This window comes from Thalassotalea euphylliae (assembly GCF_003390375.1).
In the GTDB taxonomy this organism is placed as follows: Bacteria; Pseudomonadota; Gammaproteobacteria; order Enterobacterales; family Alteromonadaceae; genus Thalassotalea_F; species Thalassotalea_F euphylliae_A.
The window spans coordinates 1430733-1453978 of record NZ_QUOT01000001.1; the positions used below are offsets into that span (position 1 = coordinate 1430733).

Here is a 23246-nt window from a genome sequence, read left to right on the forward strand (position 1 = left end):
CTCGTTCCTTAAGTATTGCCGTTAAGACTGGTCATAAATGTTTCTGCGGGTAATTCAGCTAAACAGCTCGCGTCTAAGCCTTCTAAATCCAACTCATCAATAAATTTAGCTACTAGCCCAACGCCACAATCGTTAACCGCAACAATGTGTGATAAATGCTCAGCAACAATATGACGACTATTTGCTAACATCTGATCCGCTCGCTCACCGTTTTCAGGTGGTGTCACAGGGTCTAAGTTGCCAGACAAAATTAAGGTTGGAATGTCACTGTTAACCGGCTCATAAAAGCTCGCTTCAGGACGGTATTTCGGCCATAAAGGGCAAACTAATCGAACACCACGATGACTGATGTTGCGAGCAAATTGATTGCTTGCATCGGCTTGCCAATCTTGTTCTGCGATCAAGGGGAAATCTTCATTACAGGCAATATTCATTAGTAAGTTAGTATAAACAGAGCCACGCGGCTGTTTTTCATCCGCTTGGGCAAGCACACCAACGAATGGCATAAAGTTACCTTGTGCCGCTTGGTTGATTACCAATGGCATCATGCTACGCCCAGTCAAGCTATATAGTTGTTGTTGAATCGTTGAAACGAACTTGTCAGCATCAATAATTAGCTTGGTAGCAGTGCCCAAGCGAGGATGTGGAATGCTTAGTTCAACCGGCTTAGCCACTAATTCAGCAAACACTTTTTGGTAGTCTTGATCTAAGTTTGGGAAAGCCTTTTGGCAACTTTCTTCCGCCTGACAATTGCTTAATAATAATTCATAAGAACGGGCACCACTTTGACCGAATAACCCAATGCGCATATCGAGTGGGGCAACACTGTCTAACACCACGCTATTGAGGCTCTCGGGGAACATGCGCATATAAATTAGTGCCGCTCGCGTGCCATACGAACCACCATAAACGTTAATCTTGTCATGCCCCAATGCGCCGCGCACGGCATCAAAGTCGCGAATCGCATTTTCTGAATTGTATTGGCTCAGGTCTTGAGTAAAGTCAGCGATACAATCTTGTACTTCGCTCACCTCGAAATCGAATGTTAGTGACTCATAAACACTTTGCGCGGTAAACGCTTCATCATCGCATTTAAGTTGGGATGATTGACCCGTTCCACGCTGGTCAACCAAAATAATGTCATGCGTTTTGCGCACTTCATAAAAGCGATTGCGTAACATTGCAGCCAACTCTGTTGCCGCCTGCCCTGGCCCGCCTGCTAAAAACATTAAGGGAATTTTGTTATTTGAATTATCAATTGCTGGCAACACCGTAAAATGTAAGTCAATTTGTTGACCTGCTGGCAATTGGTAATTTTCTGGCACAGTCAAAGTACCACATTTGATTTGCTCTTTTATGCCATCAACATGACAATTTTCGATAGACAGGTTTGACTGTGAAGATATTGACGATGTTTGCTCAGCGCTTGTCATCATCGAGCTTGTCAGCAGCCCAGAGGCTAATAGGGCTGAACAAACGACTTTACGTTTTAATTTCCACATTATTATTTTAAATCCCTTGTTAATACTAAAGTAAATATTAAGGCTCTAATTAATTGCAATCAGTAATAGACTGAAGTAACAGAAAGAACTAACACGCCTACTAGTCTGCTCCTTCTAAAATTTATTACAGCCAACTGTAAAAAATAATAAAAACATAAAGATTAAAAAAAGAATTTAAGACAGGCTAATCGCAACGTTATTCAACGGCTATATGCGCGAGTAAAGCAAAGCACGTAAAACTTTCCGAAATTGTCAGCTAAAATTGAACTAATAACCCGTAGCAACATGTGTTAAAGAGGTTTTGTGAAAGTTATTGAGAAAGGTGAATTGCTGATTGTTTCTAGCTACCCTTACAAACTAGCCATTGCATGTCTCGCAGTGGTGTCACTGACCTTATTTACCACACTACACCAGCAGTTATCGCTTGCGGCTATTTTACTAGGATTCTTTGTCCCGACCATTTGTTTACTCGTGCTTGATTTCAAATTGTCTATCTTTGATAGCACCAGTCGTAAATTGCTGATCAGCCAGTTTTCATTGCGAGGCAAGCACCGTGTCTTGCTGGCATTTGACGATATCAAGGAAGTTCGCTCGCAAACACCTCAAGGTCTTAAAGTTAATCGCAATGCCGGTGTGGTCGCAGTGATCACAGCAGAAAACTTTTACCCAATTACAACGCTGACTGATAGCAATTATCGGCAACAAACGGCGCTAATTAATAGAATAGAACGGCTATGCCTTGGCTAAGCTAAGCTAGGCTAAGCAGTAGTTAATTCTTACCCTCTCAATAAGCATGAAAAGACAATCTAATAGTGATAGAAACGAGCAAATTAGCGTCTAACTGCTATAGATTTGCTCAGGTACTGCTACGACCAATCAGAAATTTGAAATAATTCATTCCATTATCTCGCTAGACGCGATAAAGTTTTAATCCTGTTTTTACCTGGCATTAAGAGAGTGTTATGGAACTTAACCAATGGGTAGACGAGCTATTTGAAGTATTTGACGAAGATCGCGATGGCATGATTAACCGTAGCGAGTTTGTTGAACTGATTGACTGTTTGTTACAAGACAAAGGTATTCGCATGTGTGAGAGTATCTTTAAGCGTTTTGATAAAAACCACGACAACGCAATCTCTAAAGAAGAGCTGCGCGAAATGGTAATTGAATTAGCCTTATAATTGGCTAATTCATCTTTGCGTTAACTATCAGCTTTTTGCATCTTCAACTATCATCGTTTGCTCATAAAAAAGCTTGATGAGTACTTAAACAAGTTAATAAAAAACTCAAAACCATCCTTGGCTGTTTCAGCGCTCATTTATCACCAACAATCCAATATTTTGAAACAGCTAATCAGATAAGCTTCCTAAGCATAAGTACTTAGTCACTAAGTAATCATCCAGTCCATATTTAGAACCCTCACGGCCAAAGCCTGACTGCTTGATACCACCAAATGGCGCAACCGCATTTGAGATCGCAGTATCGTTAATCCCGACCATGCCGAATGCCAACTGTTCTGCGACTCGCCATATCCGGCGAATGTTTTCACTGTAAAAGTAGGCAGCTAAGCCAACCTCAACAGCATTAGCACTGCTAATCACCTCGACCTCGTCATCGAAACCAATAATCGGCGATATAGGGCCAAATATTTCTTCTCCCGCCACAGGCATTTCATCAGTCACGTTAGTGAGTACAGTAGGTTCGAAAAAGTTACTTTTTGATGCACAACGACCACCAGCAACCAAGGTTGCGCCCATCGCTAAGCTGTCATCGATAAGACTTTGCATACGCTCAACGGCTTTCCCTGAAATTAATGGGCCAACGTCGATGCCTTCACGCAACCCATCACCTAACTTCAGTTGCTTTACCGCTGCAACATAGCGCTCAGTAAACTGCTCACGTATACGGTTGTGCACGTAAATACGGTTAGTGCAGATACAAGTTTGACCAGCATTGCGATATTTAGATTGAATCGCACCCTGCACCGCTAATTCAAGATCGGCATCGTCAAAAACAATCAACGGCGCATTACCACCAAGCTCCATAGAAACCTTTTTGATCCCTTGGCTACATTGGCTCATCAACAATTTGCCCACTTGGGTTGAACCGGTAAAAGTAAACTTAGCTACCTTGGGGTGCGTTGTTAACACTTCGCCTACTGCTTGCGCTTGCTCAGACACAATAACATTGAAAACACCAGCAGGAATGCCCGCTTGTTCCGCCAGCGCAGCCAGCGCCAATGCCGAAAGTGGTGTTTGCGGGTCAGGACGAACTACAAAACTGCAACCTGCGGCTAGTGCAGCTGCAGCCTTGCGCATGATCATCGCATTGGGAAAATTCCACGGGGTGATCGCTGTCACCACACCAACCGGTTGCTTCAGCACCAATAAACGTTGGCTGTCGTTGGTTTGCGGAATAATATCACCGTAAACTCGCTTACCTTCTTCAGCAAACCATTGGAGAAATGATGCACCGTAGCTAACTTCTCCCTTTGCTTCTGTCAGTGGTTTACCTTGCTCTAACGTCAATAAACGAGCAAGTTCATATTGATGTTCCATGATCAAAGCAAACCAACTAAGCATAAGATCTGCTCGTTGTTGCGCAGTTTTTTTAGACCAACTCGGCATTGCCGAATAGGCTGCCTCAACTGCCGTCACAGCGCCAGCAGCTCCAGCATCATAGACTTCAACCACCGTTTGGTTGTTAGCTGGGTTTGTTACTGGAAACAATTGCTCACTTGGCAACCATTGCCCCGCAATAAAGGAACATTGACGAATAAGGTTATCCATAGACAGACTTCTTAAGAGAATAAGTAGAACAGAAAAGATTAGCTATTTTATCGTTAGTCATTAGCCGACACCAGTTTGAATCACATTCGAGCAACCTTTACAGAGAATTTACAAATGAGACTATCCCACGACTCGTTTCAATACCTTAAGATAAGCATCGAGCGATAATTTATTAAAGACTAATGTAAAGAAATGCAAAGATGCCAGCTAAGCTGTAATCAAATGGCTAGCACTTAGGTCATTTAGCTCGTCCTTTGTGTTGTATAACTTTCGCGCTTGCAAAGGTGAATACAAGCAAACACAAAATTGTGAATTAGTACAAATTGCGGTTTGTAGATAAACACCAATAATTGAAATCTTAATGCGAACGGCGCTGAGAGCTTAAATTCAGCGGTATGTAATACTAATTGAAATAAAGGTTAATGAGGAAAGTCGAGATGTTAAAAGACAGTGAAAGCCAATACGGCATAGTCTCCAAATTCTTTCACTGGTTAAGTGCTATTGTGGTCATTGGCTTGTTTGCCGTTGGCTTTTGGATGGTTGATTTAAGCTATTACAGCCAATGGTACAAAACCGCACCACATTGGCATAAAAGTATCGGAATTTTGCTATTGATCGCGACCTTTATGCGTTTGCTGTGGAAACTTTTAACACCATCACCAAAGGCCGTTCAATCTACCTCTGCAAGTTTACAAAAAGCAGCTACTATCATGCACTACCTGCTTTATCTGCTGCTTATTTTAATAATGACCAGTGGTTATTTGATCTCAACCGCAGACGGTAGAGCCATAGAAGTTTTCACTTGGTTTAATGTCGGCTCGCTTGGTGAACTGTTTGCAAACCAAGAAGACATTGCCGGCGTAGTACACGAATATTTGGCATACACACTAATTGCATTAGTTGTTGTACACGCATTGGCGGCATTAAAGCATCATTTCATCGACAAAGATGAAACGCTACGTCGAATGATTTAATGACAATGTCTGAATGCAATGCTTGATGACGATGCGTTTTGACAATACCTAAACGTAATTAATCGAAAAATTTTGCTTGGAAAACAACCTGCCTTACAGCACTGAAACAACACATAGCTGAGGGCAAAAAACTAACCTGCTTATTGGCGTTAGCTCACTGAGATTAAATGTATTAACTAGTGAGCACACCACCAAGCGTACAAAAGTAAATAGGAAATAATTCCATGAAAAAACTAGCTTTAGCAGCGCTATTAAGCGCAGCAACTACATTACCAACAATGGCAGCCGACTATGTGATCGACACTAAAGGCGCGCATGCCGCGATTAACTTTAAAGTCAGTCATTTAGGTTATAGCTATGTTACTGGTCGCTTTAACAAGTTTTCAGGTAACTTTAGCTATGACGCCAATAAAGTTGCAGACAGCAAAATTATGCTAAAAATCGACACTAGCAGCGTCGATTCAAACCACGCTGAGCGTGACAAGCATATTCGCAACGACGACTTCCTTGATGTTAGTAAGTTTGCAACAGCTGAGTTTGTTAGCACTAAAGTAGAAGACTTGGGTAACGACAAACTCAAAATTACCGGCACCCTAACTCTGCAGGGCATGGACAAAGAAATCGTCATTAATGCCGTTAAAGTTGGCGAAGGCAAAGATCCTTGGGGCGGCTACCGCGCAGGTTTTGAAGGTTCAACGCAAATAGCAATGAAAGATTTCGGCTATAAAATGGACTTTGGTAATATTATCTTTGACCTGCATATTGAAGGTGTCCGTCAATAACCACTATTTAATGGGTATTGTTTGACACAATATTAAAATATCTAGTATTCAAATGCCCAAGTGCTAATACCTAAATGCTAAAGCCTTACCTACTGGTGAGGCTTTTTTGATCTTGTACCTTCAAGATTGATAAGAACTTAGCAAAGCGCTAGATAATTCTTTCACACAATTCATTTAAATAGTTCCTTCAAGTAACTCTTTCCCATCATTAGTGACAACACCTTGAATAGCCTAAAAATTGAACTTCATTGCCGACAAACGCTATATTAACAACAAGCCCAAATATGGAGTTCAACATGAAAATCTGCGCTTTTCCTTTAATTATCGGTATATCAATGGGTCTTTCTCTGGGTACGGCCACTGAAGCCAGCACTATTGTCGATGATGTAACTGGTAAAACCGTGACTTTACGGGAAGACGGCAGAGGCGACCGCGTTGTTGGCGCACCTTGGGCTACTCGCTCACCAGTGCTAGCGATGAATGGTATGGCAGCAACCTCTCACCCACTCGCCAGCCAAGTAGCAATCGACATATTAAAAGATGGCGGCAGCGCAATGGATGCGGCTATTGCTGCTAATGCAGCCATAGGGCTCATGGAGCCAACGGGGAACGGTATCGGCGGCGATCTATTTGCGATTGTCTGGGACCCCAAAACCGAAAAGCTACACGGATTAAATGGCTCGGGGCGGTCAGCAAAAGGACAAACTCTCGCTCAGTTAAAAGCGAAAATTGGTGATGTTTCGCAAATTCCAAACTGGGGAACACCACCAGTGACAGTCCCCGGAACCGTTGACGCTTGGTTCGAACTTCACAAAAAATTTGGCAAGCTATCGATGGCGCAAAACCTAGCGCCAGCAATTACTTATGCAAAGCAAGGCTTTCCCGTTACAGAAGTTATCGCCTACTACATGGATATCTATCAAAAGCGCTATGAAAAACTACATAAAGCGGGTGAAATTGAAGAAATTGCTAATTATCAAGCAACCTTCTTAATTAATGGTAAAGCACCAGCCGAAGGCCAAGTTTTCAAGAACCCTGATTTAGCGAATACACTGTCACAAATTGCTAAGGGTGGGCGCGACGCTTTTTATCAAGGTGAAATAGCCAAAACCATGGATGCCTACTTCAAACGCATAGGCGGCCCACTAAGGTATGAAGACTTTGCCAACCACAGTAGTACTTGGGTTGCACCGGTTTCTGTCAATTATCGTGGTTATGATGTTTGGGAGTTGCCGCCCAATGGCCAAGGTATTGCCGCACTACAAATGCTCATTGTACTAGAAAACTTTAATTTAAAAGCCATGGGACACAATAGTGCAGACTACCTGCACGTAATGACCGAAGCGAAAAAGCTTGCCTTTGAAGACCGCGCCAGATTCTACGCAGATCCTGATTACCAAAACATAAATTTAGATTACTTGTTGTCAAAACAATATGGCAAAGCCAGAGCTAAGCTTATCGACATGAACAGCGCAGCCACGCAAGTTGAACATGGCGACCCTAAACTTATCGAAGGCGATACAATTTACCTAACAGTTGCCGATGCCAATGGCATGATGGTGAGCTTAATTCAAAGCAATTATCGCGGTATGGGCACGGGCTTAGTCGCAGACGGACTGGGCTTTATTTTCCAAAACCGCGGCGCACAATACTCTCTAACCAAAGGCCACCCAAACGTTTACTCGCCAGCAAAGCGCCCTTTCCACACGATAATTCCGGCATTTATCACCAAAGATAATAAACCTTATATGAGCTTTGGCTTAATGGGTGGTGCGATGCAACCGCAAGGACATGTGCAAATGGTGACTAATATTGTCGATTTTGGCATGAATGTGCAGCAAGCTGGTGATGCAGCTCGATTCCACCATAAAGGGTCAACATCGCCCACTTGGGAAGGCCGAATGAAAGATGGTGGTGTACTTGAGTTAGAAAGTGGCGTGACAGCAAGCACAGTTAAAGAGTTGCAAAAGCGCGGTCACAAAATACATATCACCAGTGGTCCTTTTGGTGGCTATCAAGCTATTCTAAAAGATCTTCAAACTGGGGTTTACCATGGTGCCAGCGAAATGCGCAAAGACGGACAAGCGCAAGGCTATTAAAGCAAAATGGTTAAATCGTAAGATATTACTTATTAATACAGCAAGTTACTTAAAGTTCAAAATCACCAAAGTCCATCTCATCGTTTGACGAAGTGGTAGTTTTAGCTGTGCTTTTGGGTGTGGGATCAAGTAAGGATGGTTGAATGACTTGTTCTGCTATTTGTTCTTGTGATGCTTGAGGTGAAGACTCTGCTGAGCTGTTTTGCACTGAATTGTTTTTTACTGAACCATTTTGTACTGGGTTGCTTGGCGCTAACTTAGCTTTGTCTTTGCGTTTTTTACGTTGCGCACAGCGCTTAATGACTTTTTGCTTATCGTCGGAAGATAAAGTAATCCACTGCTGTCGTTCTTCGCGAGTGCGAAAACAGCCCAAACAGTGCCCTTTTTCGTCTGATTGGCAAACACCAATACAAGGGCTAGGAACGTCAAAAAACTCTAATTGCATACTTTCTCTACATTATTTGATGTAGCAAAATTTAATGGAGCAAATAAGCCACTATACCTGCCTAACATCTCGTATTTAGGCAAGTATAGCAAGCTAAAGCGCTGCACTATGTCAGCGCTCAGCCAACTTATTAGGCAAGTTTGTCGGTAGCAATGTGATAATCAGGATCTTCAATCACATTCACTTCAACCAAATCGCCTGCTTTTTCTAATAGCTGCTTACACTCTGAGCTTAAGTGCACTAAATGCATGGTTTTACCACGAGCAATATAGCGTTCGGCTAAGGTATCAATCGCTTCAATCGCAGAGTGGTCAGCAACACGGGAGTTTTTAAATTCAACAATAACGTCGTTTGAATCATTTTCCATATCAAACTGATCAAGGAAACTAGACACAGAGCCAAAGAATAATGGCCCATTGACTTCGTATACGGTTGAACCTTGGTTGTTAACTGAGCGTCTAACATTAACGTGTTTAGCATGCTCCCAAGCAAAGACTAATGCAGAGACAATAACACCAACAATTACTGCGACGGCTAAGTCAGTAGCAACCGTAACACCAGATACTAGTACGATAACAAAAGCGTCAGCCTTAGGTACTTTGCGCATAATGCGGAAGCTTGACCATTCAAAAGTACCAATGACGACAATAAACATGACACCAACTAGCGCTGCCAATGGAATTTGCTCAATTAAGCTAGATGCAAACAAGATAATACCAAGCAAGCCAAGTGCTGCCGTGATACCTGAAGCTCGACCACGACCACCAGAGTTCACATTAATCATTGATTGACCAATCATGGCACAACCACCCATGGCACCGAAAAAGCCGTTTACAGTATTTGATGCACCTTGCGCGATACACTCTTTGTTACCACGACCACGAGTGCCTGTTAGCTCGTCAATAAGCGTTAGCGTTAGTAGTGATTCAATTAAGCCGATAGCGGCAAGTACTAACGCAAATGGGAAGATAATTCGCAATGTTTCAAAGGTAAATGGTACTTCTGGAATCGCAAATTGCGGTAAGCCACCAGCAATTGTTGCTGCTGGGTCGTTAGTCATATCTCGAACGTAATCAACAACTGTGCGAGCATCTAAATCTAGGCTTTGCGCCAATAAAGTCACCACAATAATAGCGACTAATGATGATGGCACCGCTTTCGTTAGCTTAGGTAAGACGTGAATAATAGCCATTGTTAACGCAATTAAGCCCGCCATTGTGGCCAACTGATTGCCTTGCATCCAAACGAAAATACCTTCTTCGTTTGCCACTTTAAACTGACCAAGTTGAGCAAGGAAAATAACAATCGCCAAACCATTAACAAAGCCCAGCATCACAGGGTGTGGCACTAAGCGAATAAACTTACCAAGTTTGAATATACCAGCGAGTATTTGCAGTATACCGGTGAGCACTACGGTCGCGAATAGGTATTGCACGCCATGCAAAGCAACAAGACTTACCATCACTACTGCCATGGCACCTGTTGCCCCAGAAATCATACCTGGGCGGCCACCAAAAATTGAAGTGATAAGTCCCACCATAAAGGCAGCATAAAGGCCGACTAACGGCTCAACACCAGCAACAAAGGCAAATGCAACTGCCTCTGGCACCAATGCCAATGCCACGGTCAAACCTGATAGAACATCATTTTTCAGGCTTGAAACCTTACTCGCATGAATTTCAAACATCGTATTCTCGTGTAAAAAGTTAGTGAAAATGTGATTAGCAATGGCTTGCTATGACTTGCAATAACCACTTAAGTTATGGCTAACAAAAGTAGTCAAAAACCAGCAAAATCGCCATATTCTGGTTGGCGGGCAACCATAAAGCATTGGCGGTTAAAACTTAAATTACTGGTCGTTTTAAGGGCGAGAATACTATAGATTTGTATGAAAAATGTCAATCACAGCCCAAGTTAGTAATTACCAACAAACACGTTAGTAAAAACGGCCAAGGCAATGTTATTTAAAACGTTTTACTTATTGGCTTTTTCGCGAGCTAGTAAGAAGGCTTTGATTTCATCGCGAGAACCCAAGATGTGCTGTTTCAATACCGCAACGGCACCTTCCACATTACCCGCCTGACATAAGCCCAAAATATCATTGTGCTCAGACTCCGCTTTGGAAATCCCCCCTGCCCATAGTAAATGCATACGAATGTAGCGATCAGCATTCTTATTTAACGTGTCCACTAAGTCTTGAGTTTGTGGTCTGTCGGCCGCTGAATATAAGCAATTGTGATAGTCGGAATTAAGCTGACTCCAAGTGTTGGCAGCGTTTTCTTTCCCTAACGCGTTTTCCAGTTTGTCCAATAACACTTTCGCTTCCCGCAAGTCTTCTTCTGACAAATTAGGAATCGATGCGGCGAGTAAATCTGCTTCAAGCATTGCTCTAAGTTCAAATAACTCATCAACTTGGTCAACGTTTAATTCAGTTGCCGTTGCTCCTTTGTGCGGTTCAAAAGCGACTAGTCCTTCTGCTTCTAATTGCAACAAAGCTTCGCGCACAGGAATACGGCTAACATTTAGTTCTTCTGCAAGCGCTGCTTGGCGCAAGGGCTGGCCAGCGGTAATTTCACCACTTAGAATTTTTTCTCGAATGGTCTCTACTACAAGTTGCGTCCTTGTCTTGTATACGATTGCCATGTTGAATTTCCTTTCTTATTTATTGTTATTAGTGTGGAAAATAGTGTGAAGTCGTTAATGAGCACGGTGCGATTATGTATCAGTAAACACTTGTACCAGTCATTAATAATGATAATTTGAACAACCTTGAAGCTGACATAGCAGAAATTTAGGCCATAGACTCTTTAAAAACGGCCTTTTCAACGAACTCAACTGGCACTTTAACCTTGAAACAACACCCAGAGTCTACATCTGGGCAAGTTATTGTGCCGCCCAGTTTAGAGTGCACTAAGTTAAACACAATATTTAAGCCTAGCCCCGAACCACCTTGACCGCGCTTAGTAGTAACGAATGGGTCAAAAATAGTTTTCTTTAATTCAGCATCAATACCGTGACCATTGTCTTGATATAGCATGGTGAGATAACCGTTGTTCTCAGAGAATTTAATCGAAATTTCACCCTCGTCACGCCCTTCAAAACCATGAATGTGAGAGTTCATTAAAAAGTTCGTCAGAATTTGGTTCCACGCACTCGGGAAGGTCACAAATTCAAAGTCTTTATCTAAGTCGATATGAATGTTGTACTTCTTGCGCTTAAACATGGTTTTCACTGTGTTCACCACATCATTAACATGTTGCGCTAAATTAATTTTGTGCTCTGGATCTGTATGTTGCTCAACCGCCACCGACTTAAAGCCACGGATCAGTTCAACAGACTTATTCAAACTACGCTCAATAATCTGCTGGTATTCCGTTAAAAGATCTAACGTGTCTGACAATTGCGACTTGGTCAGCTCCTGATCATCAACTGCCTTTTTCAATGCGTCGACTTTTTCTTTCAATGCTGTAATTGAAGTCACACAGATACCGAGCGGTGTATTCACCTCATGCGCTACACCTGCGACCAGTTGACCAAGTGATGCCATTTTTTCTGACTGCACTAATTGGTCTTTGGCCAAGGTTAAATCATCGAGTGACTGCTGAAGCTGGGCGTTACTCTCTTGCAGCTTAGCAGTGCGGTCAAACACCTTAACTTCCAATTCACCATTTAAACTAAGCAAAGCATTTTCTGCTTCTTCAAGTTTAACAATATCTTGTTTGATGCGCAGACGCATGGTGTTGATTGCATCGACTAGAATGTCGAGTTCATCTTTATTTTTGCGGCGACCATCCAGCGTCAAGCTTACGTCTAAATTGTCGGTGGCAAGCTGCTGTGCATAATCAGTTATACGGTAGATATGCCGTGTGACTAACCAATGTGCAACGAGCATAATAACGAAGGTAACAATAAAAATTTTAATGGTTTCAGTGGCGATAATAACACCCGCTTTTTGCCATAAGCGCTGATATATATCTTCATAATTGGCATACACTTCCAAAACACCAATTTCATTCTCACCGTAATTTATTTGGTAGTTGCGATATAACTCTTTAACTATTGTGTCTTCATTCCCTACTTCATAACTACTGCCTAGATCAGTTATCACTTTCACGTAAGAAATATCAGGTAGGTCAGCAATACCTTTGATTTGCTGCTCCATCAACGACTTATTAAAGTCCCACAAACTGGTCGCCATGGATGGGATGTAGCTGGTTTCAATATTATTGAAGCGCTGTTCGAGTCGCTCTAGGGAATCGTTGTAATCGGAGTAAAGCTGAATGGTGGTAGAGACTAGCGACAAAATTACACTGCACAGTAGAATATAGCCGAGTACGCGTCGACTTAATCTATTGTCATAGTAAAACATGTCACTCATTGGCATTCCATACGCTCGAAAAAGGACTCGCAGCTTGCACGTATTTTATTCAATGGCACGGCAAAGCATACAGATTAAACACCTTTTATAGCGAGTTTGAAAAACTTGTCAATAAAATCCCGACTTTTGCTCGATTAATTAACAATTTAGCAACAACTACATAATGAGCTGTGTAACTATTGCCCAGCCTGTTTACATATCGCAACAGGTAAACCAGATTCGAGCTTTGAATCGTGGTAAAAGTTGAACGTTAATGCTGAATAGATGGCCGATTTCCGCCAGTGCTATTTTGTTTTTTTGATACACTGAACGAAACACAAGTTGCAAACTAAATCACTATGCTTTGCTTGGACAATGTTTCTTCACCTGACAACAGCTTAAGCTGCGAATCTGAACTCAACCCTGATGTTTGTCAGCGGGCTAGATTAAGCAAAGATGCCCGATTTGATGGTAAATTTTATACCGCAGTGCTCACTACTGGCATTTTCTGTCGTCCCATTTGCCCTGCACGCGCACCCAAAGAGGAAAATGTTCGTTATTTTCACACCGCAGCACAAGCGCAAAACGCTGGCTACATGCCGTGTAAGCGCTGTTTGCCAGAATTAGCACCTGCGCAAAAGCTCGCCCCAGCAATTCAGAAGCTAGCAGATGCTATTGAAGAAGGATTATCTCTGAGCGAGCTGGCAACACGTTTTACTATTTCAGAGCGCCAAGCAAGGCGCTTATTTTCACAGCATTTTGGTTTGCCACCGAGTAAGTATGCCCAGCATCAAAAGCTACTAAAGGCCCGACAACTGCTCACGGGCACTAACTTACCGATTGCTGATGTCTGCTTTGCTGCTGGCTTTACCAGTATTCGACGATTCAACGAGGCGGTAAAAGCCACTTATCAAGAAACGCCTCAACAAGTGCGTAATCGGCTAAGTAAAAAGCTACAAGGAAACGAGATTTCCGTACTGCTCAGTTACCGCCCTCCTTTTGATTGGCTGGCCATGCTTGAATTTTTCAGGCTTCGTCAACTGCCTGGTGTCGAGGTTGTTGGCGAGCATACCTATCAGCGAAGTGTTTTACTCGGCGAAGTAGCTGGCTGGATAAGCGTAACAGATGTTGCTGATAAGCATGCGTTAAAACTAAACGTCGCGCTTGATGATCTATCCGTGCTCGATCAAGTTATTGCGAAAGTGCGAAAGTTATTTGATTTAGACGCAGATATGGATGTTATCCACCAACACCTAGCTTGTGATCAGCTGTTGGCAAAACAAATTGAGCAAAACCTAGGGATTCGCCTGCCTGGCTGCTGGGACATTTTCGAGTTCTCTATTCGCGCAATTCTCGGTCAACAAATTTCCGTTAAAGCAGCTACTACCTATGCGGGTCGTATTGCTGAAAAATACGGGCAACCACTATCGATAAACCACCCCGAGTTGAATAAGTGCTTCCCATCGGTTAATGATCTTAAAACGGCTGACTTCGGCCAACTTGGATTAACGCAATCTCGCATTGACACACTTATTCGCTGGGTTAAGTTTTATCAACAAAACCAAGCATTATTTACCGATTACCAATCGCTTGATGAGCTGACCAAAACACTGGTGGAGCTCAAAGGTATTGGTCCATGGACAGTAAACTACCTTGCAATGCGCGGTTTAAGTGATCCTAATGCTTTCCCTGCCAGTGACCTTGGAGTCATCAAGGCACTCACAGTTGAAGATAATAAGCCCAACGTAAAGCAGATAATGGCACGCGCTGAGCAATGGCAACCATGGCGAGCATACGCCACGTTATACCTTTGGCTATCGCTCAAAGCGTAACAATCTGTATAACTAAAAAACATAACTAACAAAATGATTAAAACCAATTACTAAAGCAGTTACTAACGCAAGAACAACTAAAATCAGGATTAGCACTATGTACCACAATATTTATCACTCACCGCTAGGTGAGATTGCAATCACCGCCAATGATGACGGCATCACTGCACTCGCCTTTCAGCAAGGTGCTGCGCCGATACAGTTCGCCGAAAACTCAACACAAAGCGATAAACACTTTAGCGAAGTTACGCAACAGTTAACCGAGTACTTTGCAGGGCAAAGAACACAATTTAATTTAACACTCGCCCCACAAGGCACACCGTTTCAACAAACGGTATGGCAAGCACTAACAGAAATTCCTTTTGGCCAAACCGTCAGTTACGGCTGGTTAGCAAAGAGCATTAATAATGAAAAAGCGGTGCGAGCAGTTGGCACAGCAAATGGTGCAAACCCAATTGCGTTGATTATTCCTTGTCATCGCGTGATTGGTGCTAACAAAAAACTAACGGGTTACGCTGGTGGTTTAGCATTAAAGGCGAAACTGTTAATGCATGAACAAGCTGATTTTAAACCTTAGCCTTTAAACTCCGGCCTTTGAACCCTAGCCTTTAAAATAGGGCTCCAAAACCAAGCTCAAAGCATAAAACTGCTAGGCATTTTGCCTAAACTGGTTATTATTTAGCAATCCATAATGATAACAATAACGTAGCTACCTAAATGAAATCTCCCAATACTTCGCCTATCTATTCGCCGCTTGAGCTTAGCAGCGGCATTCAAGTAAAAAATCGTTTGGTAAAAGCCGCGATGGAAGAGAACATGGCGACTGATAATCAACTGCCGAGCACTGAATTAATGCGCCTATATAGTACTTGGGCACAAGGTGGCGTTGGTATGATTATTACGGGTAATGTCATGGTTGATCACCTTGCCATGACTGGACCTGGTGGCGTAGCGTTGGAAGCAGAAACCGACTTAACAGCCTTTCGCACTTGGGCACAAGCGGCAAAACACGGCGATACAAAAGTGGTTATGCAGATAAATCACCCGGGTAGACAAGTCTTCAAAAATCTAGGCGGTAAAGCGATTTCACCATCAGACATCGCAATGGACATGGGTAAGCACAGTCATATGTTCCCCAAACCAACACCAATGAGCGAAGATGATATTCAAGACGTTATCAACCGCTTTGCAATTACCGCCCAGCGTGCGCAACAAGCAGGCTTTGACGGTGTTGAAATTCACGCGGCTCATGGTTACTTGCTCAGCCAATTCTTATCACCATTAACCAACAAGCGAAACGATCGTTGGGGCGGCAGCATTGAAAATCGTGCCCGTATTTTGGTTGAAACCGTTAAACTCATCAAAGCCAATGTAGATGAGCATTTTATTGTGTCGGTAAAACTCAACTCAGCCGATTTCCAACGAGGCGGTTTTGATATTGATGATGCTGAGCAAGTGCTTGAAATGTTGGCTCCCTACAATCTGGACTTTATCGAAGTATCAGGTGGAAGCTATGAAGCTCCTGCAATGCAGGGTCGCAGTGCAGATGAAAGAACACTTGCACGCGAGGCTTACTTCTTGTCATTTGCGAGCCAACTAGCAGCCAAGGCTTCAATGCCGATTATGGTGACAGGTGGCGTTAAACGCCTTGCCATTGCAGAACAAGCACTGGCTGAAAATATTCAGCTAATTGGTATGGCAACCGCATTGGCAATGACGCCACAACTGCCAAATAAGTGGCAAAAGCAACCGGATTACGTCAGCCCATTACCCGTGGTTAACTGGAATGATAAAACCCTAAGCGGCGCAGCCACGATGGCGATTGTTAAACAACAACTTAAACGTTTAGGTCAAGGTAAGAAACCGAACCTATATCCTTCGGCACTGTGCTGCCTTGTTAAAGATCAGCTCAATAAAGCCAAGCTAACCAAACGTTATCGCAAGCAATATCAACAAGAGTTGTCTTAAGGCTCTAGCTGGCCACGCCTTATGTTTTTCGCAATTTACTGCTAGTATGCGCGCTATATTATTTGCAGTGATTGACACAGAGTAGTTGCAGTGGAAATTTTAGCATTAGCCGCAGCCTTATTGCTTATCTGGATGGCTTGGCAACTTTACCGAGCCAAACGCTTTAATCGCTTTAAACGCGAGATCATGACATCGCTAAAGCCAAAAGTATTAGCGCACCTAGAACAAAGGCTAATTGAAGAGCGCAGCGAACTCACGCCCAATAATCAAGCCCATATCGACGCCAGCCAATTTTATTGGGGACAATACCCTAGCCGGGTATTACAAGCAGCGCTTCACTGGCAAATTATTGATGACGATTGGTTGGTGCAAACCGGCAACAAGCGCTACAGTCAGCATCTATTTTTCGTTGAGCAAGACAAGCTCGCAGAGTTTACCGAGCGACTGACCAGTGAAGTAATAGAAGTTAATGAAGAGGAAGAAGCCCGTTAACTCTTGAGGCTTTAGTCAAAATAAACAACTCATAAAAAAAGCAGAGCTAAATTTATAGCTCTGCTTTTTGTTTTAAGTGGTTTGGTATTATTACAGTTTCTTAAATTGAATATCCCAAACGCCATGGCCTAAACGCTGACCACGGTTTTCAAACTTAGTCAGCGGGCGATTATCTGGACGAGGCACATAGTCATTAGTTGCAGACAAGTTTTCATAGCCTGGCGCACTTTGCATATCTTCTAACATACACTCTGCATAGTTTTCCCAGTCAGTTGCCATATGGAAAACGCCACCAACTTTTAGCTTTTGACGAATAGTTTCAACAAACTCAGGTTTTACAATGCGGCGCTTATGGTGCTTTTTCTTGTGCCACGGATCAGGGAAAAACAACTGTACTGTTGTTAGGCTGTTGTCCGGAATACAGTCAGCTAAAATTTCAATCGCGTCGTGCTCGTATACTTTTAGGTTATTGGCTTCTTGTTCTACAGCCAGTCCAACACAGGCACCAACACCTGGGCGATGAACCTCAACACCAATGTAATTTAGTTCTGGTGCGTTCTTAGCCATTTCAACCAATGACTTGCCCATACCAAAGCCAATTTCCAACACGACTGGGTTGTCGTTGCCAAAGACTTGGGCGTAATCGAGCATACCGTCTTGATGATCTAAGCCCATGTCTTGCCAGTGGTTATCCAACGCGTGCGCCTGACCTTTAGTTAAGCGTCCTTCACGTTTAACAAAGCTACGTACCGTACGAATGTACTTACCTTCCTGCTTTGCTTGTTCAATGGTTTTGTGGGTTCTCTCTGTCATCGAAAATCATCTTAACGGTTAAAATGGCGGCGTATTATCTTATGTTAGCAGCTTAAACTCAAGAAAGAGTCGCGAGAAGCCAGAATGTAATACCTACGAGCCTCTACACTAGGGCGTGGGGGTGTGTTGATTTTTCAGAGGGATTTGAAAGGTCAGTAACGCTTGCCAATCGCCATTGACCTTCAAGAACTTAGGCTCAACACTCACAAGCTGACCACCCGCCTTTTCAGCAACACGTATACTCGCTGCATTTTGTTCTAAACACGCAATATTCAAATAGCGAACTTTATGTTTGGCGAGTATATGAGTCATGTAACGGATAACTTGGCTAATAATGCCTCTGCCTTGGCTGTCGCTGCTTAACCAATAGCCCACTTCTGCCAATTGTTTGTCAGCATCGATAAATTTAATCCCAAAAACACCACAGATTTGCTGATTATCAAGAATTTTCAGCCAAGTAGCTGATGGTAGGCCGCTATTCACACGCTCAAGAATATAGCATTCGGTTGATGCAACATCGGTTACATCACTTACCCAATAGAGGTATTTGGTTAGGTTTTCGCGATTTTTCTGGATAAGGTTAAATAGCGGCGAAGCGTCTTCAGCAATTAACGGTAGCAGCGCCAGTTGTTCGGTTATTTGATGAGGAGAAAGTAAAGTTTGTGTCAAATTTAATCTTCCTTGTGCTTTTTACCTTATGCCTTATCTAGTGCCTTTTCCTAGCTCTTTTTCCGGTGGCTTAAACAAAAAGCTTAAACCCATTGTTAGCGTGGTTTGGTGGAGTTATCCCCACCAAACATCGTAAAGCGCAGATACCGAAACAGCTACTGCACCTTTATCTTTTAACCAGCTTTCAACCGCTTGGCGATCTTCTTCAGTACACTTGCCAATATCCATTGTGCAAATTAAACCATGCCACAAAGTATCACCTTCTCCGCCAAAACCTAAACCACGAGGCTCAATCACCTGAACGATAAAGTCATCGACAAATGTATCAACCTGCTCTTCGCTGGCATCTGCAGCTAATTGCCATGCGACATCAAATCCTAGCTCTTGGAATTCATCAACACGTAATTTTTTTCTTAATCGGCGGCTGCGATTTTTTGCTTCAGCTTTCATTTCTGTATGTCCATTAAAGTAAGTGCAAATAAAATTTCTGGCATGAGCATAGAGTGAATAGGTATCATCCGACAAGGTTTAGTACCAACTTTTTACTGATCTTTTCTATGCTTTGCTTTGTAAGCCTTTGTTAACCTTTTTTATCAGCTTTTTTCCAGTGTCAGTTTTCGCTACACTGTCGCCGCTATGACAGATCAAATCACTATATCCGCCCAGTCAGCCAAAGCATTTGGTAACGACATTCTTACTTGGTATCACAAAGAAGGTAGAAAGCATCTACCTTGGCAGCAGAATAAAACGCCGTATCGCGTTTGGATTTCCGAGATCATGCTGCAACAAACCCAAGTCACCACTGTTATCCCTTATTACGAACGGTTTATGGCGAGCTTTCCAGATGTGAAAGCACTAGCGCAAGCTGATGAAGACAATGTGCTGCATCACTGGACGGGGCTTGGCTACTACGCGCGTGCGCGAAATTTGCACAAAGCGGCCAAGCAAATTGTCGCTGAACACGGCGGCGAGTTTCCAACCGAGATTGAACAGGTGATCGCCCTACCCGGTATAGGTCGCTCAACTGCGGGGGCAATACTAAGCTTGTCGCTTGGTCAGCATCACCCAATTTTAGACGGCAACGTGAAACGTGTATTAGCCCGCTGCTATTTAGTAGAAGGCCACAACGCACAAGCCAAGTACGAAAAAGCCCTGTGGCCTATTGCCGAAAAGCTCACGCCAGCTGATGGCGTGCAGTTTTTTAATCAAGCTATGATGGATATGGGCGCTACCATTTGTACACGCAGCAAACCTAAATGTGACATTTGCCCGATCGAACAAGTTTGCCTAGCCAATGCCACTGGCGAGCAAGCGAACTTTCCGCAAAAAAAACCAAAGAAAGAAACACCAGTAAAACAATGCGTTATGATTATTCCCAAAGTCGGCGAGCAAGTGCTACTGGAAAAAAGACCACCGTCAGGCATATGGGGCGGCCTCTGGTGCTTTTTAGAAACCGACTGCCAAAGCCAAATTCCAGCAACGCTCGATAAACTTGGCTTAACGAGCATTAAAACAACAAAGCTGACTGAGTTTAGGCACACCTTTAGTCACTTTCATTTAGATATAACGCCCGTACTCGTCGACTGTAAACACGAACAAAGCAACACCGTAAACGAGCCAAGTACACACACTTGGCTAACTATTTCGCAAGAAACAGCACTTGGTTTTGCTGCTTCAACCGTAAAAATATTGGGTGAAATTAAAGACCTAGAGGCGATTTAACATTAGCTAACGCTAATAGATAGCTGAAATATAAATGTATTTTTGCACTAAGCATTTTTGCGCTAAGCACTTTTATCCAAAATGACCACTACATTTCATTGATGGAGCCGTAATGGAAGCACTATCTCAACAACTCGATTTCATTTTAGAGTTAGATAAATTAAAAGCGGTTTATCGCCGCGCCCTGATCAAAACCGATAACAACCGCTTTGAAAACAGTGCTGAGCACAGTTGGCATATCGCCCTAACGGCACACGTATTTGCACCCTATGCTGAAGATAAAGTAGACATATCACGCGTAACACTGATGTTGCTATTACACGATATTGTAGAAATTGATGCTGGCGATACCTTTGCCTTTGATGAAAAAGCAATACTCGCCGAGCAATCGGATAAAGAAATTGCCGCTGCCAATCGTATTTTTGGCTTATTGCCTGACACGCAAAAAGAATACTTTACTGCGCTGTGGCATGAGTTTGAGCAAGCTGAAACACCTGACGCTAGTTTTGCTAAAGCAATGGATCGTATTTTACCGCTTATTCAGAACATGAAGAATGATGGTGGCAGTTGGGCACAGAACACGGTTTACAAACAACAAGTTATCAATCGCAATAAGCATTTAGCAACTTCAGTCCCTAAACTTTGGACTTATGTTCTAGAGCAGATAGATATCGCCACTGCCAACGGCTGGTTGCTCGAAGAGTGATTGAATTAAAGCATCCTTGAACTAATGCACCCTTGATCTAAATAATCACGACAATGAATTGTTGGACCATTTTCTAGCTGGCTACTTATACGTATAATCAGAACCAATTTTTTAAGACGAGAACAATCATGAGCAGAACAGTATTTTGCCAAAAACTACAAAAAGAAGCCGAAGGTTTAGACTTTCAACTATACCCTGGTGAAATTGGTAAGCGTATTTTCGACAACATCAGCAAAGAAGCTTGGGGTAACTGGCAGAAAAAACAAACCATGCTAATCAACGAGAAAAAGATGAACATGATGAACCCTGATGATCGCGCTTTTCTAGAACAAGCTATGGTGGGTTACTTATTCGAAGGCAAAGAACCTGAAATTGAAGGTTACGTACCGGTCAACAAGTCTTAGTCACTAACTAAAGAATGTTAACCAAGTAATGGACAGTTTTTTTAGTATCGACTGGCGCGTATTTTTTACAATATTCGCTTCCGTGTTTATTGCAGAGTTGGGTGATAAAACCCAGCTCGCCACTATGTTGTTTGCAGCAGATAAAGAAATCAGTAAATGGATGGTTTTTGCCGCCGCGTCAGCCGCCTTAATTGTGGCTTCCGCCGTTGGCGTAATCGCAGGCACTTTTTTATCTGCTTATATAAGTGAAAAAGTATTAGCTTACATTGCAGGTGTTGGCTTTATAACTATCGGAATTTGGACTATTTACAGCGCTTAATTCCGATATTTGTACACTAAATAGCGACAACGTGTAAAAAACCAGCAAACAAATAATTATTTAAAAAAAGTAGTTGACCTGAATTAGTAAAAGAAGTTTAATAGCGCCCATCTTCAAGGCACGGCCAAAAAGACGATAGTTAGATAACTTAATCGGTAGAGTTACTTACTAAACTTTATTACCGAAGCCCAGATAGCTCAGTCGGTAGAGCAGGGGATTGAAAATCCCCGTGTCGGTGGTTCGATTCCGCCTCTGGGCACCATATTTTGAAATAGCGAATTTTTATGAACATAGGTTTCGATATTTCGGTGCCAAGATAAACTCTTGTTTATCGCACACAGTTTTGTGTGCCGACTTAGCTCAGTTGGTAGAGCAACTGACTTGTAATCAGTAGGTCGCCAGTTCGACTCCGGCAGTCGGCACCATTCTTTCTAGCTAATGTATTGCATTTGCTACGTCTAAGTAAATTAGACATTATTCGGATAACTTTTCGAATATATTGCCCAGATAGCTCAGTCGGTAGAGCAGGGGATTGAAAATCCCCGTGTCGGTGGTTCGATTCCGCCTCTGGGCACCACTCTTTTAAATAGTGGATATTTATTAATGTAAATATTGATTATTCGGTGCCAAGGTAAACTCTTGTTTATCGCACACAGTTTCGTGTGCCGACTTAGCTCAGTTGGTAGAGCAACTGACTTGTAATCAGTAGGTCGCCAGTTCGACTCCGGCAGTCGGCACCATTTATCAGATAAGCCCAGCACTAGCTGGGCTTTTTTGATTCTGCATCTTATCTCAATAGTTAATCAATCGAACAACTCCCCCTAGAATATTAATAAAGATAGCGCGACTAAAAAGTTGATAGAAGCACTTAAAGGCACTGCCAACAACTCAACTTTAAAAAGGTCTACTTAACATGACAGCTAGCTTTTGAAATATAAAATTGGCATATAGAATTGATATAGAGAGTTAGTATTCAATACGAACTTCTGGATTAGTTACTCATAGTGAACTTTCTCACCAAAATACCGCCTGACAATCCACATCGGGCTCAACCAGTGCTTGACTAAAAAACAGCCAAAGCGTTAACATTATATCAACTTATCTTTTGGAGTTTACGCCATCATGAACAACTAAGTCTGTTATCCATATTTCATTTTATTTTTGGACTTACAGGGTTGGTCGGCGTAGCTTACTTACCAATACTCGCGGCACGCATTACTTCTAGGCTCATTCAGCCTAAACATACAAATCAGCAAAGCTAATACAAAAAAGTTTGCACTTAGTTTTAGTGCTAAGTTTCAGAGCTAATTTTTTGCGCTTAACTTTTTGCACATAGTTTGTGCGTTTAGTTTTCAAGTAATTTACCGCTGTGA

22 protein-coding genes and 4 tRNA genes are annotated in these 23246 nt (G+C 42.6%); 17 read left to right on the forward strand and 9 right to left on the reverse strand.

Annotated elements, in window-relative coordinates; genetic code table 11:
• Positions 1 to 8: 8 nt before the first annotated feature.
• Positions 9 to 1502, reverse strand: coding sequence for an alpha/beta hydrolase (locus DXX94_RS06360; RefSeq protein WP_258872111.1), 1494 nt, complete (start codon positions 1500 to 1502; stop codon positions 9 to 11).
• Between the two features lie 303 nt (positions 1503 to 1805).
• On the opposite strand from DXX94_RS06360, the gene DXX94_RS06365 reads away from it, so the two are divergent.
• Both DXX94_RS06365 and DXX94_RS06370 read left to right on the forward strand, forming a co-directional pair.
• Positions 1806 to 2249 carry a hypothetical protein gene (locus tag DXX94_RS06365; protein WP_116014631.1) on the forward strand — a complete coding sequence of 148 codons (444 nt, stop codon included), beginning with the start codon at positions 1806 to 1808 and terminating at the stop codon, positions 2247 to 2249.
• A 215-nt stretch (positions 2250 to 2464) separates the two neighbouring features.
• The gene (locus tag DXX94_RS06370; protein WP_115999398.1) at positions 2465 to 2683 is read left to right on the forward strand and encodes an EF-hand domain-containing protein; all 219 of its coding nucleotides are present in this window, start codon (positions 2465 to 2467) and stop codon (positions 2681 to 2683) included.
• Between the two features lie 168 nt (positions 2684 to 2851).
• Here the strand turns inward: DXX94_RS06370 and DXX94_RS06375 are convergent, their stop codons facing one another.
• A complete protein-coding gene (locus DXX94_RS06375) occupies positions 2852 to 4291 on the reverse strand; it encodes an NAD-dependent succinate-semialdehyde dehydrogenase (RefSeq protein WP_116014632.1) in 1440 nt (479 codons plus the stop codon).
• A gap of 437 nt (positions 4292 to 4728) precedes the next feature.
• On the opposite strand from DXX94_RS06375, the gene DXX94_RS06380 reads away from it, so the two are divergent.
• The 3 genes from DXX94_RS06380 to ggt all read left to right on the forward strand — a co-directional run bounded on the left by DXX94_RS06380 (position 4729) and on the right by ggt (position 8146).
• The gene (locus DXX94_RS06380) at positions 4729 to 5265 is read left to right on the forward strand and encodes a cytochrome b (protein WP_116014634.1); all 537 of its coding nucleotides are present in this window, start codon (positions 4729 to 4731) and stop codon (positions 5263 to 5265) included.
• A gap of 224 nt (positions 5266 to 5489) precedes the next feature.
• Positions 5490 to 6047 (forward strand): YceI family protein, encoded by a 558-nt coding sequence (locus DXX94_RS06385; protein WP_116014635.1) that lies wholly within the window; start codon positions 5490 to 5492, stop codon positions 6045 to 6047.
• 335 nt (positions 6048 to 6382) lie between these two features.
• The gene (ggt, locus tag DXX94_RS06390) at positions 6383 to 8146 is read left to right on the forward strand and encodes a gamma-glutamyltransferase (RefSeq protein ID WP_116018341.1); all 1764 of its coding nucleotides are present in this window, start codon (positions 6383 to 6385) and stop codon (positions 8144 to 8146) included.
• 49 nt (positions 8147 to 8195) lie between these two features.
• On the opposite strand, the gene DXX94_RS06395 is transcribed toward ggt, so the two are convergent.
• The 4 genes from DXX94_RS06395 to DXX94_RS06410 all read right to left on the reverse strand — a co-directional run bounded on the left by DXX94_RS06395 (position 8196) and on the right by DXX94_RS06410 (position 12969).
• Positions 8196 to 8591 (reverse strand): DUF1289 domain-containing protein, encoded by a 396-nt coding sequence (locus DXX94_RS06395; protein ID WP_116014637.1) that lies wholly within the window; start codon positions 8589 to 8591, stop codon positions 8196 to 8198.
• A 130-nt stretch (positions 8592 to 8721) separates the two neighbouring features.
• On the reverse strand, positions 8722 to 10278 hold the full coding sequence (locus DXX94_RS06400; protein WP_116014639.1) for a SulP family inorganic anion transporter: 1557 nt from the start codon (positions 10276 to 10278) through the stop codon (positions 8722 to 8724).
• Positions 10279 to 10565: 287 nt separating this feature from the next.
• Positions 10566 to 11234 (reverse strand): GntR family transcriptional regulator, encoded by a 669-nt coding sequence (locus DXX94_RS06405; RefSeq protein ID WP_116014640.1) that lies wholly within the window; start codon positions 11232 to 11234, stop codon positions 10566 to 10568.
• 148 nt (positions 11235 to 11382) lie between these two features.
• Entirely contained in the window at positions 11383 to 12969 is a 1587-nt protein-coding gene (locus DXX94_RS06410) for an ATP-binding protein (protein WP_181901495.1), read from the reverse strand.
• A gap of 338 nt (positions 12970 to 13307) precedes the next feature.
• Between DXX94_RS06410 and DXX94_RS06415 the strand changes: the two genes are divergently transcribed.
• The 4 genes from DXX94_RS06415 (at position 13308) to DXX94_RS06430 (ending at position 17240) form a co-directional block, all read left to right on the forward strand.
• On the forward strand, positions 13308 to 14780 hold the full coding sequence (locus DXX94_RS06415; protein ID WP_116014644.1) for a DNA-3-methyladenine glycosylase 2 family protein: 1473 nt from the start codon (positions 13308 to 13310) through the stop codon (positions 14778 to 14780).
• A 97-nt stretch (positions 14781 to 14877) separates the two neighbouring features.
• Positions 14878 to 15357 carry a methylated-DNA--[protein]-cysteine S-methyltransferase gene (locus DXX94_RS06420; RefSeq protein ID WP_116014645.1) on the forward strand — a complete coding sequence of 160 codons (480 nt, stop codon included), beginning with the start codon at positions 14878 to 14880 and terminating at the stop codon, positions 15355 to 15357.
• 140 nt (positions 15358 to 15497) lie between these two features.
• The gene (locus DXX94_RS06425) at positions 15498 to 16748 is read left to right on the forward strand and encodes an NADH:flavin oxidoreductase/NADH oxidase family protein (RefSeq protein ID WP_116014647.1); all 1251 of its coding nucleotides are present in this window, start codon (positions 15498 to 15500) and stop codon (positions 16746 to 16748) included.
• A 90-nt stretch (positions 16749 to 16838) separates the two neighbouring features.
• Positions 16839 to 17240 carry a hypothetical protein gene (locus DXX94_RS06430; RefSeq protein ID WP_181901496.1) on the forward strand — a complete coding sequence of 134 codons (402 nt, stop codon included), beginning with the start codon at positions 16839 to 16841 and terminating at the stop codon, positions 17238 to 17240.
• A gap of 90 nt (positions 17241 to 17330) precedes the next feature.
• Here DXX94_RS06430 and trmB read toward each other — a convergent pair whose 3' ends face one another.
• From trmB to DXX94_RS06445, 3 genes are all read right to left on the reverse strand, one after another.
• Complete coding sequence (trmB, locus tag DXX94_RS06435; RefSeq protein ID WP_116014648.1) at positions 17331 to 18053, reverse strand: tRNA (guanosine(46)-N7)-methyltransferase TrmB; 723 nt, start codon at positions 18051 to 18053, stop codon at positions 17331 to 17333.
• Positions 18054 to 18161: 108 nt separating this feature from the next.
• Complete coding sequence (locus DXX94_RS06440) at positions 18162 to 18722, reverse strand: GNAT family N-acetyltransferase (RefSeq protein ID WP_116014650.1); 561 nt, start codon at positions 18720 to 18722, stop codon at positions 18162 to 18164.
• Positions 18723 to 18836: 114 nt separating this feature from the next.
• Positions 18837 to 19172: a 50S ribosome-binding protein YggL gene (locus tag DXX94_RS06445; protein WP_116014651.1), complete on the reverse strand. Its 336-nt coding sequence runs from the start codon at positions 19170 to 19172 to the stop codon at positions 18837 to 18839.
• Between the two features lie 186 nt (positions 19173 to 19358).
• On the opposite strand from DXX94_RS06445, the gene mutY reads away from it, so the two are divergent.
• The 8 genes from mutY to DXX94_RS06485 all read left to right on the forward strand — a co-directional run bounded on the left by mutY (position 19359) and on the right by DXX94_RS06485 (position 22613).
• Complete coding sequence (mutY, locus tag DXX94_RS06450; protein ID WP_116014653.1) at positions 19359 to 20444, forward strand: A/G-specific adenine glycosylase; 1086 nt, start codon at positions 19359 to 19361, stop codon at positions 20442 to 20444.
• A 112-nt stretch (positions 20445 to 20556) separates the two neighbouring features.
• Positions 20557 to 21150: an HD domain-containing protein gene (locus DXX94_RS06455; RefSeq protein WP_116014654.1), complete on the forward strand. Its 594-nt coding sequence runs from the start codon at positions 20557 to 20559 to the stop codon at positions 21148 to 21150.
• 128 nt (positions 21151 to 21278) lie between these two features.
• A complete protein-coding gene (locus DXX94_RS06460) occupies positions 21279 to 21554 on the forward strand; it encodes an oxidative damage protection protein (protein ID WP_116014656.1) in 276 nt (91 codons plus the stop codon).
• A 28-nt stretch (positions 21555 to 21582) separates the two neighbouring features.
• On the forward strand, positions 21583 to 21873 hold the full coding sequence (locus tag DXX94_RS06465) for a TMEM165/GDT1 family protein (RefSeq protein WP_220347625.1): 291 nt from the start codon (positions 21583 to 21585) through the stop codon (positions 21871 to 21873).
• A 186-nt stretch (positions 21874 to 22059) separates the two neighbouring features.
• A tRNA-Phe gene (locus DXX94_RS06470) sits at positions 22060 to 22135 on the forward strand.
• A gap of 87 nt (positions 22136 to 22222) precedes the next feature.
• A tRNA-Thr gene (locus DXX94_RS06475) sits at positions 22223 to 22298 on the forward strand.
• A gap of 76 nt (positions 22299 to 22374) precedes the next feature.
• Positions 22375 to 22450: transfer RNA gene (locus tag DXX94_RS06480), tRNA-Phe, on the forward strand.
• Between the two features lie 87 nt (positions 22451 to 22537).
• Positions 22538 to 22613, forward strand: a tRNA-Thr gene (locus DXX94_RS06485).
• Positions 22614 to 23246: the final 633 nt, after the last annotated feature.